The organism is Acinetobacter sp. LipI_23 (assembly GCF_058243045.1).
The window spans coordinates 2,187,599-2,199,559 of record NZ_JBZAYJ010000001.1 but is presented as its reverse complement, the minus strand read 5'-3'; the positions used below and the strand labels follow the sequence as shown (position 1 = coordinate 2,199,559).

Genomic DNA, 11,961 nt, shown 5'->3' with positions numbered 1-11,961 from the left:
CATTTACAGACGTAAAATCGGCTTAGCCTTCCTGTAAATCTTTCAACAAATGTGCAATTTTTAAAGTATGGGTCTTATTCCCTTTGACTTCCATAACCTTATTTTCCACCCACCATAAATATTCAAAAATTTCAGTTTCACTGGCTTGTTCACAAATGAATCGGAATAAACTGGGTAAGTATTCCTCATACTCATCTTGTAGTGCAGGATTGCGATAGATACACAGGGGATCCCAGTCTTTAATCAGTATTTTGTTAATCGCATGTAATAAAGAAACATGTCGATTTTCCTCGGTAAACATAATACACCCCGCTGTCCTTGGGTTAGTTTGACGTTTAAAAAAGAAGTTGTGATGAATATTATTTATCTATTGTTTTCATGTTTTAAAAGATCTTAGCGTGCTTTTCGCATGAGTAAATAGCGTGCTCAGATAAGTGGAAGCTAAAGAAAAATATCTAGTAAAGTGGCAGTAAAGTTAGATCGCAGATTTACTTCAAAATATTTTTCAGAATAAATGTTTTAAAATGGTGCGTAATTACGTATCAAGTAACATATAGTAATAATTTAAAAATCAAGTATTTGTTTGAAGGACGCAATTTTCACTAATACCGCGAATTTCATCACTATCTAAATTTATATCATCCCATTTTTGCATTTGCTGTGTGAGCCAAACAAAATCCGAAACTTGCGGCTGGGCTTGTTCGGGAATAAAACCACGAATGATGTTCTGAATCAGGTGATATTTTTCGACGTGAACACTTGCTGAACATGCAAAGCGAATGATGTTGTAATCGACCAAGACTTGCCAAACAGGTTCAAGATCCTGCATTTGTTTAAGTTCAACTTGTGCTTTTTGGATGGCTTGGGCGAGGGCTGCAAGTGTATTGGGATTGGATATAGCCCATTCTTGAGTCACAGCCAGTACTTTGTCTGCGACGCGAGGAATAATGTCTGAGCCAGTCGCAATGATTTGGCTATAGCCTTGAATTTCCGCTTGTGTGTTCCAAGGTTCCCCAACACAAAAACCATCGATCAATTGATTTGAAATGGCTTCCACCATATAGGGCGGCGGTAAAGTGCGGAGATGTACACGTTTGGCAAATTCAGGATTGGCCAATGCCAACCACTCACGTAAACAATAATGATGAATAGACTGCTTAAACACATGGGCAATCGGAAGATACTGTTCATGCTGCATGGCACTAAAGAATTTCTGTGCAGTGGTGGCTGCATCGTCAGTTTTTTTGATATCAAGCGCGTAGCATAGTTTTTGGCTTAAGCTGATAAAAGCACTGTTATAACTTAAGACAAGAGGGGTTTGTAGCGGAATGCCGAGTTGATCTTGAGCGAGTGCGGCAGCAGGCAACATGGCAGACAAACAATGTGCAGCGTCTAGGAAACCAAAAGCCAAACGATCTCTTAAACTTGCCCAAGACGCTTCTTTCACTAAGCTTACGTCTAAGCCTACTTCCTCAAAAAAACCGCGTTGTTTAGCCCAGAGTAAAGCAACACAGTCTAAAAGTGGAATATAGCCCAGATGAAGTTGTGACTTTTCGAGTTGAGCCATGACTTAGTCCTTGAGTTGAGATTGTAAAAGCTGTTGAGCATCCAACAGACGTCTTGCCATTTCGCCGATGGTCATACGGTGGCTCATGGCATTTTTACGCAGCAATTGAAAGGCATCGTCTTCAGATAGTCCATGTAATTGCATCAGTAAGACTTTCGCACGCTCTACATCTTTACGATCGGCGAGTTTATTTTTAGTGTCTTGTAAGTCTGTGAGCAACTTTTTGTGTTTACGAAACTGCTCGATCGAGATTTCTAAAATATTTTCTAACTTTGAAGGATCGATCCCATCCACAATATAAGCTGTTACCCCAGCATCTATGGCACTTTTAATGGTGTCTTTATGGCTATTTTTAGTAAATAAAACAGTGGGTAGATTAAATTGACTTACACAGCTTTCAATAATGTCACGTTGCGGATGGTCCATATCTAACAAAATGACGTCAGCACTTAATTGTTCAAGACGGCTAATATTGATGTGATCGATAATCAGGCAGGCAACCACATCAAAATCATGTTCGATGAGGGAACTTCGAATATATTGTGCGCGTTCTTGATTGTCATCAATCAATGCAATTTTCAGTTTAGGCATACTGTACAGTGCTCAGGAAAACCTGAAAATGAGATCTAAAAGTGTACAAGCAATTTAAATGCCAAACTTAACAAATGCCAGCTTTATCTCGGATTAGGCAGTCAATCTTTATGGTCGCGATTACAGACAAAGTATGCATGTTGCATATGTTGTGATCGGAGTTTTCATGAAAGAGTTTACGGATATGGATTCAGTAAATTGAAGTGTTGATGTTCACAGTCGATTTGTACATCTAAGGGAGAACTTCTAGATGTCGTGCTTAGAACAAAGCAATGTCGTTTATTTGAGAAAGCAGATGCTCATCGATAATGCAAAATGCACCAAGAGGTAGCAGGGTTTTAAAAAGTCGGAAAAATTAGCTGTTGTGCTTTAAAAATAAAAAGAGCTGACTATATCGAATTATAAGATTATTTTTTAAATAAATTTTTAAAAAACAATATGTTGTTATTTAATTATAAATATTGGCACACTCGTTGCATTATCCTTAATGAGTCAAAGACGACTCTAAATCAAATTTGTAAGACGGCCAACGACGTCCGTTCTGATCGCTTCTACATCCCAAGAGTTTGTGCTGTAGAAAAACTATACGCTCAGTTCAGTCTGGAGAAGGTTATGTCTTCAAATTTACATGCTAAAAAAGCAACAAAAATAAGTCTTTTCAGTTTTAACGGCGCAGCAATGAGAGCCTTCCACATGAGTTGGCTCGCCTTTTTTGTCTGCTTCTTTGCTTGGTTCGCTTGTGCTCCGCTGATGCCAGTGATCGCGGGTGAATTTCATTTAACCAAAGATCAAATTGCCAATATTAATATTGCGGCCGTAGCCATCACCATTTTAGTTCGTCTTATTGTGGGGCCGCTGTGTGATAAATACGGCCCGCGTAAAACCTATACCGCACTTCTAGTACTCGGCAGCATTCCAGTCTTTGGAGTCGCGTCTGCAAATAGCTATGAATCCTTCTTGTTCTTCCGTCTATTGATTGGTGCGATTGGGGCGAGCTTTGTCATTACTCAGTATCACACCAGCATAATGTTTGCGCCAAACGTAGTCGGGACTGCAAACGCAGCGACAGCAGGTTGGGGGAATGCAGGCGGTGGTGCAACACAAGTACTTATGCCATTGATGCTCGGTGCCTTGGTGATGTTTGGTGTAGAGCAAGCGATGGGCTGGAGAATTGCACTGATTGTTCCGGGTGTCCTGATGCTGATCGTGGGTTTGATGTACTGGAAATTTACTCAAGATTGTCCACAAGGCAACTTCAAAGAACTTCGTGCAGAGGGCGTCAGTGTTGGTTCAGATAAAAAAGGTGGTGTAGCGATTCTGATGCATGCTGCGAAAAACTACCGTGTTTGGATTCTATTTGGTGCCTATGCCGCGTGTTTCGGGATCGAAATCTTTATTCATAACATTGTCGCGATGTACTACGTCGACCATTTTAGCTTTGGTTTAAAAGAAGCAGGGATGGCGGCAGGTATTTTCGGTTTACTGGCATTGTTCGCTCGTGCTCTGGGCGGCATTGTGTCAGACAAAGTCGCAACCAAAAAAGGGCTTGATGGTCGTACCAAAGTGTTGTTTGGCATGATTTTGCTGGAAGGCCTTTTCCTCGTCCTATTCTCTCAAATGAATACCCCTATCTTTGCGATACTCGCAATGACAGTCTTCGCATTGTTCACGCACATGGCATGTGGTGCAACTTATGCTTTGGTACCTTTTATTGATCGTGATGCCTTAGGCGGTGTGGCAGGCATCATTGGTGCAGGGGGTAACGTTGGTGCAGTGGCAGCAGGTTTCCTACTCAAAGGTATGTTGGATATTCAAACCACACTGATGATTTTAGGTGGCTTGGTGGTCATCGCTGCAAGTTTTGTCCTGATGATTCGGTTCTCTGTTGAGCATAAAGAAAAGGAACAGCGCTTATTCGAACAAGCATTACATGATCGTAGCATTGCTGAAGCGCAAAACTAAATAAAGAGATTAAACCCAAGCCTCAAGGCTCAGGCAGAACAAATGAAATATTGCGGAGAAAGAATATGAAAATCATCATGATTGGTCATGGCATGGTTGGCCACAAATTTATCGAATCAGTACTCGAACATGTGGGTGATGATGTTGAAATTACCATCTTGGCCGAAGAACCGCGCTTGGCTTATGACCGCGTACATTTGACTGAATATTTCAGTGGTAAATCAGTAAAGGATTTAACCCTTTGTCGTGCAGATTTTGCTGATGCTTATGGCATAGATTTACGTTTAAACACCAAAGCGGTTGCAATTGATCAAAGTCATAAAACGGTGACGACGAATCATGGTGATGTTCTTAGTTTTGACAAATTAATCTTGGCAACAGGTTCATACGCTTTTGTTCCGCCTATTTCGGGCAATGACCGTGAAAACTGCTTTGTCTACCGAACCATTGACGACTTAGATGCGATTCGTGCTGCAAGTCTTAATGCGAAATCGGGTGTGGTGATTGGTGGCGGTTTACTGGGCCTAGAAGCTGCTAAGGCGTTACGTGATTTGAACTTGGAAACCCATGTGGTTGAGTTTGCACCACGTCTCATGGCGGTTCAAATTGATGACTTGGGCGGAAAGGTTCTACGTGCAAAAATTGAAAACTTAGGCGTAAAAGTTCATACCCAAAAAGCGACTTCATCAATTGAGGAAGGTGCTACGACGAAGCATGTGATGAAATTTGGTGATGGTTCTGAGCTTGAAACAGACATCATTTTGTTCTCAGCGGGTATTCGCCCACGTGATGAGTTGGCACGTCAAAGCGGTTTAGCTCTAGGGGAGCGTGGCGGGATCATGATTAATGATTATTGCCAAACGTCAAATCCAGATATTTATGCTATTGGCGAATGTGCACTGTGGCAAAACAAAATTTATGGTCTGGTGGCACCGGGCTATGACATGGCACGTATTGCAGCAAAACATGTCACTGAACAAACTTGTGCTGAATTTGCGGGTGCAGACATGAGCACCAAGTTGAAACTGATGGGCGTTGATGTTGCTTCGGTCGGTGATGCACATGCGATGACACCGAATGCACTCAGTTATTTCTATGCCGACGAAGATACGCAAGTTTATAAAAAAATCGTGGTGAACGGCGAAAAGACCAAGTTACTTGGCGCAGTTTTAGTGGGCTGTGCAAAAGAGTACAACGACTTACTACAAATGATGCTGAATGGATTAGCGCTTCCAGAAAATCCTGAAAGCTTAATCATGCCGGGTTATGCACAAGCTTCAAGTAAATCGGGCGGTAGTGGAGTTGATTTACTGCCAGACAGTGCAACCATTTGCTCATGTAATAATGTCTCTAAAGCTGATATTTGCAGTGCAATTGCTGAGGGTTCAACATCTCTAGGTGCACTAAAAAAATGTACCAAAGCAGCTACAGCATGTGGTGGATGTGCGCCACTGGTCACTCAAGTACTGAAGTCTGAATTACAACGCCAAGGCGTGACAGTGAATAACCATATTTGTGAGCACTTTGCTTACTCACGTCAAGAGCTGTATCACTTGGTACGAGTCAATGAAATCAAAACGTTTGATGACCTGATTCAACAACATGGCCATGGTTTAGGCTGTGATATTTGTAAGCCAACTGCAGCGAATATTTTAGCGTCGTGTTGGAATGACTTTGTTTTAAAACCAAGCCATGCAGGTCTACAAGACAGTAATGACTACTATCTTGGCAACATTCAAAAAGATGGTTCTTATTCTGTAGTTCCACGGATGGCAGGTGGTGAAGTGACGCCTGATGGCTTAATTGCTGTGGGGCAAATTGCTAAAGAATATGGCTTATATACCAAACTCACTGGTGGACAACGTGTCGATATGTTTGGCGCGCAAATTCACCAACTTCCTGAAATTTGGGAAAAGCTCATCGCTGCGGGCTTTGAGTCAGGCCATGCTTATGGGAAATCGTTGCGTACAGTGAAGTCTTGTGTCGGCAGTACATGGTGTCGTTACGGTGTGGATGACTCGGTGGGTTTAGCCATTTTCCTAGAGAACCGCTACAAAGGATTGCGCTCACCGCACAAATTAAAAATGGCTGTTTCAGGCTGTACTCGTGAGTGTGCCGAAGCGCAAAGTAAAGATGTCGGTGTGATTGCCACTGAAAAGGGTTGGAATTTATATGTCTGCGGTAATGGTGGGATGAAACCACGTCATGCAGAATTATTGGCTTCAGACCTCGATACCCAAACTTTAATTAAATACATCGACCGACTCTTTATGTTCTATGTGCAAACCGCAGACCGTTTACAACGAACTTCGGTATGGCGCGACAACATGGAAGGTGGTTTAGATTATCTCAAAGATGTGGTTGTGCATGATTCTTTAGGTCTAGCTGCTGAACTAGAACGCCGTATGAGCCATGTGGTGGGGACTTATCAAGATGAGTGGCGTACGGCTGTTGAAGACCCAGAAGTACGTAAACGCTTCATGACCTTTATCAATGCCAAAGCTGAGCAGCAACAAGATCCGCATATTCAGTTTGCAGAAGTTCGTGGACAGATTCGGCCTAAAACTGCGGTTGAACGAGATCGTAGCCGTATTCCAGTGGTTGAAGCTTAACAAATTAGGGTATTCAAACTTCTTTCTTCAGCACTCTCTCAAAAGCAAAGATAGAGGGAATAAATGAATGAAAAAGTTTAAAAAGGATCAAGATGATGACAATTTTAAAAGAAATGAATGAGCTAGATTGGGTTGATGTCTGTGCACTAGATGATCTAACGCCAAATACAGGCGTAGGTGCACTTATTGAAAATCAGCAAATTGCTATTTTTCGTGTCGGTGCTGAAAAGCGGGTATATGCCTTGAGTAACCAAGACCCATTTAGCCAAGCTTTTGTGATGTCGCGCGGCATTATTGGTGATTTGCAAGGTGAGCGTGTGGTGGCATCCCCGATTTATAAACAGCATTTTAGTTTAGCCACAGGACGCTGTTTGGAAGATAAAGATCAAAAACTATTGGTTTTTCCAAGCAAAATTGAAAATGGCCGAGTGTGGATTAGTCCGACACCACAAAAAACTTATATCACCAACACAGGTGCATCTCAGGAAAAAATGAAGCTGGTGCTGGTTGGCAATGGCTTAGCGGGCATGCGTTGTTTGGAAGATTTACTCGACATGGCACCAGACCGTTATGACGTGACAGTGATTGGTGAAGAGCCTTGGGGAAACTACAACCGTATTATGTTATCGCCAGTGTTGTCAGGAGATAAAACCATTGACGACATCATGTTGCATCCACATGCATGGTATAGCGACAAAGGAATTCGTTTCATTGCGGGTGATCCTGCGGTACGTATAGACCGTCCTCGTAAGCAGGTCTATACCGAAAAAGGCGAAGTGGTCGATTATGATCGTTTAATTTTAGCGACAGGTTCGAAACCGTTTATTCCTCCAATTGCTGGAGCGGATTTGAAAGGTGTCATTAGTTTCCGAGATATCTATGACATCAACACCATGCTGGATTACTGCAAGACCAAGAAAAATGCCGTGGTAATCGGTGGTGGACTGTTGGGACTTGAAGCTGCATATGGCCTCAAACAACGCGGGATGAATGTCACAGTTTTACATCTGATGGATCGCATCATGGAGCGCCAACTAGACAGTAAAGCCAGCCAAATGCTACGCCATAGTATTGAACAAAAGGGTATCTCCATTATCACTGAGGCCAATACTGAAGCATTGGTAGGTGTAGATGGTCATGTCACTCAAATTCGCTTGAAAGACGGTACAGTCCTAGAGGCGGATCTTGTGGTTTTTGCAGTCGGTATTCGTCCGAACATGGCACTTGCACAAAGTGCAGGACTGCGCTGTAACCGTGGTGTGTTGGTGAATGACACCATGCAGACTTTTGACCCAAGTATTTACGCCGTGGGAGAGTGTATTGAACATCGTAGCCAGACTTTTGGCTTGGTTGAGCCACTTTGGGGGCAGGCGTTCATTTGTGCCTCACATTTGGCAGAGCATGGCAGCTTAACGTTCAAAGCACCAACTGTTCCAACACAGTTAAAGGTAAGTGGCTGTGATGTGTTCTCAGCGGGTAATTTTGAACCGAAGGATGACTTTGAAGACATCATTTTAAATGATGAAAAACGTCAGATTTATAAACGCATTATTATTCAAAAGGATAAGGTTGTCGGTGCGGTATTGTTTGGTGATACCGAAGATGGTGTTTGGTATGCAGAACTTATTTCGGATCAAACCCCAATTTCCTCAATTCGAAATAAACTGTTATTTGGTAAAGATTTTGCATTAAAAAAAGCAGGGTAAAACCTTCCACTAACCCCTTCTAAAAAGGAGGGGGTGATTTTAAGTATTTGCCATAGATAAAGGAGCGAAGCAGAAATGAATAGTATCCCTGTAATGGAACTGCATAGCTCCACAGAAAAAATGATTACAACCACGCAAACCACCTGCCCATATTGTGGGGTGGGGTGTGGGGTAACAGCAACTGTTGAAGAAACGGCTTTAGGGCAAAATGTGTCTGTGGTGGGTGATGCTCAGCATCCATCTAATTTCGGAAAGTTGTGCATTAAAGGCAGTAATTTAGCCGACACGGTAGGTTTAGAAACGCGCGTCTTACATCCCATGTTGGGGCGTAAACCGCAACGTGAAGTAAGTTCATGGGATACCGCAACAGATTTAATCGCCAACAAATTTCAACATTATATCGATCAATATGGGCCTGAAAGTATTGCTTTTTATGTCTCAGGTCAACTGCTGACTGAAGACTATTATGTGGTCAATAAATTTGTTAAAGGCTACCTCGGTACGGCCAATATCGACACCAATTCACGGTTGTGTATGTCTTCAGCCGTTGCTGCGCATAAACGCGCTTTTGGGGAAGATTTAGTCCCAGCCAGTTATAGTGATTTTGAGCATACCGATATGGTGGTTTTGGTGGGTTCAAATACCGCATGGTGTCATCCTATACTGTATCAACGCATCATGAAAGCCAAAGAGGAGCGAGATCTTTTTGTCGTCGTGATTGACCCACGTTTTACAGCCACCTGTGAGGCGGCTGACTTACACTTACCGATTTTACCGGGTCAAGATGTCGCGCTGTTCAATGGTCTATTACAGTATTTAGCAACCAATCATTATACCGATACCGATTTTATTGAAAAGCATACTCAAGGCTTAGAACAAGCGCTGGCAAGCAGTGCTTCTGAAGCATCAATAGCGAGTGTAAGCGAACGGACGGGGATTTCTGTTGAAAAATTAGCACTCTTTTTTGAAAAATTTGCTCAAACAGAAAAAGTGATGAGCTTATTTTCAATGGGGGTGAATCAGTCTTCACGTGGGGTAGACAAAGCCAATAGTATTACCAATTGTCATTTGCTGACTGGCAAAATTGGAAAATTGGGTGCTGCACCTTTTTCCATGACGGGCCAGCCGAATGCAATGGGCGGACGTGAAGTGGGTGGACTTGCCAATATGCTGGCTGCGCATATGGACTTGGATAACCCACAACATCAACAATTGGTTCAGCAGTTTTGGCACAGTCCAACGATTGCCAAGCAAGTGGGTTTAAAGGCTGTCGACCTTTTTGAAGCAGTTGAAAGCGGTAAAATTAAAGCCATTTGGATTATGGCGACCAATCCTGTGGTGAGTTTACCCAATGCCGATCAGGTGAAACGTGCACTAGAGAAATGTGAGTTTGTGGTGGTGTCAGACATTTGTCTAGATACAGATACCACGCAATATGCCGATGTGTTATTGCCTGCATTGGGTTGGGGTGAAAAAGACGGCACGGTGACCAATTCTGAACGCCGTATTTCCAGACAGCGTACTTTTTTAGACATTCCAGAACAAGCACAAGCGGATTGGTGGTCAGTTTCACAAGTGGCGAAAAAATTAGGGTTTCAGGGTTTTGACTTTGAAAGTAGTCATGACATTTTCAAAGAACATGCCCAGCTCTCAGCTTATCAAAATGCAGAAATTGCTTTACGTTCATCGACTGAAACATTCCGCTATTTCAATTTGGCAGGTCTGACGAATCTTTCATTTGATGACTACCAAGAGCTTGAACCGACGCAATGGCCTGTGCTCGTACCTTTGAAAAATGGCAAAACCAAACCAAACACTTTTGCTCAATTATTTAAAGATGGTCAGTTTAGTCATCCAGATGGTAAAGCCAAGTTTATTGCAACAACAGCAGTTGGTGCAGTGAATCCAATTAGCAGTGAGTATCCATTGGTGCTGAATACAGGACGCATCCGCGATCAATGGCATACCATGACACGTACAGGTTTATCAGCCAATTTAAGTACACATAAAGCAGAACCCTATTGTGAAATTCACCCAAATGATGCCTTGAAATATGGTTTGAAAGATGGGGAACTGGTAGAGATCAAATCGGCTTGGGGAAATTGCGTACTGCGTGCCACGGTCAGTGACAATATCCGCCGTGGACAGATTTTTGCACCGATTCACTGGAGTGATCAATTCGCATCAGATGCACGGATTGGTAAAGTGGTGAATCCTGTGGTGGATGCGATTTCGGGAGAACCTGAGTTCAAACATACCCCTGTGATGATTCATCCGTTTTATACGCAATGGCAGGGCGTATTTTATGTCAGAACGGGCTTTGAACATTTGGTACAACAAAGTATTGAACAAAGCATTTGGTGGACCAAAATCAAAACGTCCAAAGCTATTCGTTATGAGCTGGCAGACCGTCGACGTTTTACGGAAACGACGGAACAGCTCAAAGCTTTATTGCCTTTTGATGACGAAAGTTTTGAATGGCTCAATGTAGAAGATCAAACTGCCCATATCAGTCATAGTGTGGTGTTACAAGATGGACACCTCATTGCAAGTCTGTATATTGCGCCTAAAGCCTTATTGCCAGATCGAGACTGGGTGGCAAGTCTGTTTAAGCGCGAACGCTTAAGTGCTATGCATAGGAAAGCTTTATTGGCAGGGCAAGCGATGTCAATGACTAATAGCGATGGCCCACTGGTCTGTAGCTGTTTTAAAGTTGGGAAAAATCGTATTATCGATGTCATTAAAGAAAAAAATATCACCCATGAAAAACAAGTCACTGCATGCTTAAAGGCAGGAGGCAATTGCGGTTCTTGCTTACCTGAAATTCGAGGTCTGATCAAAGCGTGTCAAACGGAGGATGTAGAATGAAAAGAAAAATATTCAAACCCGTGAGTTACCCAGAAACTGAAGTTGTTATTTTGGCGGGTGGTCAGGCGCGCCGTATGAATGGCATCAATAAACTCTTGCAAAAATTTGATGATGAAATTCAACTTATCAAAATTCATCAGCAGTTAAAGTCACGTGCAACCAAGGTATGGGTCAACAGCCATCGTGATCATTCCATTTATGAGCGGTTGATTCCGTCGATTGGCTTTTTTGAAGATGAGGCAACAGGCTTTCAAGGGCCCTTGATGGGGATGAAAAGTGCATGGACACATGTGCAATCAGACTATGTGCTGTTCGTACCCTGTGATGTAACTTTTATTCCGAAAAAAGTGTTTTCGCGGTTACATCAAGCGATGCAACAAGATCCGAACTGTGGTGTCGTTGTTGTAGAAATCAATGACCGTGCACTGTATCCGTTTTGTTTGTTAAAACGGAGCAGTTTGCCGACATTGATTCAGCACCTTGAGCAAAATCAGCGCAGTTTAAGGCAGTGTTTTGCAGATTTGCACCCACAGGTGGCACGATTTAAAAATCATGCACTGTTTTTTCACAGTATTAACTCGTTGGATGAATTACAACAGCATCGGCAACTCAATTTTTTATAAATATCTCCTCTGTACACGACAAAAATAGATAA

General features: G+C 42.6%; 8 protein-coding genes. 5 read left to right on the top strand and 3 right to left on the bottom strand.

The annotated features are described in order from the left end of the window. Positions 1–22 precede the first annotated feature (22 nt). From AC4CVD_RS10780 to AC4CVD_RS10770, 3 genes are all read right to left on the bottom strand, one after another. Complete coding sequence (locus AC4CVD_RS10780) at positions 23–301, bottom strand: hypothetical protein (protein WP_490753087.1); 279 nt, start codon at positions 299–301, stop codon at positions 23–25. Positions 302–571: 270 nt separating this feature from the next. Then, positions 572–1,567, bottom strand: coding sequence for an ABC transporter substrate-binding protein (locus tag AC4CVD_RS10775; RefSeq protein ID WP_490747559.1), 996 nt, complete (start codon positions 1,565–1,567; stop codon positions 572–574). 3 nt (positions 1,568–1,570) lie between these two features. Then, a complete protein-coding gene (locus AC4CVD_RS10770) occupies positions 1,571–2,158 on the bottom strand; it encodes an ANTAR domain-containing response regulator (RefSeq protein WP_004696311.1) in 588 nt (195 codons plus the stop codon). Between the two features lie 612 nt (positions 2,159–2,770). On the opposite strand from AC4CVD_RS10770, the gene AC4CVD_RS10765 reads away from it, so the two are divergent. The 5 genes from AC4CVD_RS10765 to mobA all read left to right on the top strand — a co-directional run bounded on the left by AC4CVD_RS10765 (position 2,771) and on the right by mobA (position 11,929). After that, the gene (locus tag AC4CVD_RS10765) at positions 2,771–4,120 is read left to right on the top strand and encodes an MFS transporter (RefSeq protein WP_490753086.1); all 1,350 of its coding nucleotides are present in this window, start codon (positions 2,771–2,773) and stop codon (positions 4,118–4,120) included. Positions 4,121–4,185: 65 nt separating this feature from the next. Next, positions 4,186–6,732, top strand: a complete 2,547-nt coding sequence (nirB, locus tag AC4CVD_RS10760; protein WP_419380801.1) for a nitrite reductase large subunit NirB — start codon at positions 4,186–4,188, stop codon at positions 6,730–6,732. Positions 6,733–6,827: 95 nt separating this feature from the next. Then, positions 6,828–8,438: a nitrite reductase small subunit NirD gene (nirD, locus tag AC4CVD_RS10755; protein WP_490753513.1), complete on the top strand. Its 1,611-nt coding sequence runs from the start codon at positions 6,828–6,830 to the stop codon at positions 8,436–8,438. Between the two features lie 75 nt (positions 8,439–8,513). Next, the gene (locus tag AC4CVD_RS10750) at positions 8,514–11,306 is read left to right on the top strand and encodes a molybdopterin-dependent oxidoreductase (protein ID WP_490753085.1); all 2,793 of its coding nucleotides are present in this window, start codon (positions 8,514–8,516) and stop codon (positions 11,304–11,306) included. Then, on the top strand, positions 11,303–11,929 hold the full coding sequence (mobA, locus tag AC4CVD_RS10745) for a molybdenum cofactor guanylyltransferase (RefSeq protein ID WP_078425905.1): 627 nt from the start codon (positions 11,303–11,305) through the stop codon (positions 11,927–11,929). Before AC4CVD_RS10750 ends, mobA begins: the two co-directional genes overlap by 4 nt. The last annotated feature ends 32 nt before the right edge of the window (positions 11,930–11,961 follow it).

Bases quoted from the DNA above. Each gene is read 5' to 3' on its own strand.
- AC4CVD_RS10775 (WP_490747559.1), bottom strand. From the start codon at position 1,567: ATGGCTCAACTCGAAAAGTCACAACTTCATCTGGGCTATATTCCACTT.
- mobA (WP_078425905.1), top strand. From the start codon at position 11,303: ATGAAAAGAAAAATATTCAAACCCGTGAGTTACCCAGAAACTGAAGTT.
- AC4CVD_RS10770 (WP_004696311.1), bottom strand. From the start codon at position 2,158: ATGCCTAAACTGAAAATTGCATTGATTGATGACAATCAAGAACGCGCA.
- nirD (WP_490753513.1), top strand. From the start codon at position 6,828: ATGACAATTTTAAAAGAAATGAATGAGCTAGATTGGGTTGATGTCTGT.
- nirB (WP_419380801.1), top strand. From the start codon at position 4,186: ATGAAAATCATCATGATTGGTCATGGCATGGTTGGCCACAAATTTATC.
- AC4CVD_RS10780 (WP_490753087.1), bottom strand. From the start codon at position 301: ATGTTTACCGAGGAAAATCGACATGTTTCTTTATTACATGCGATTAAC.
- AC4CVD_RS10750 (WP_490753085.1), top strand. From the start codon at position 8,514: ATGAATAGTATCCCTGTAATGGAACTGCATAGCTCCACAGAAAAAATG.
- AC4CVD_RS10765 (WP_490753086.1), top strand. From the start codon at position 2,771: ATGTCTTCAAATTTACATGCTAAAAAAGCAACAAAAATAAGTCTTTTC.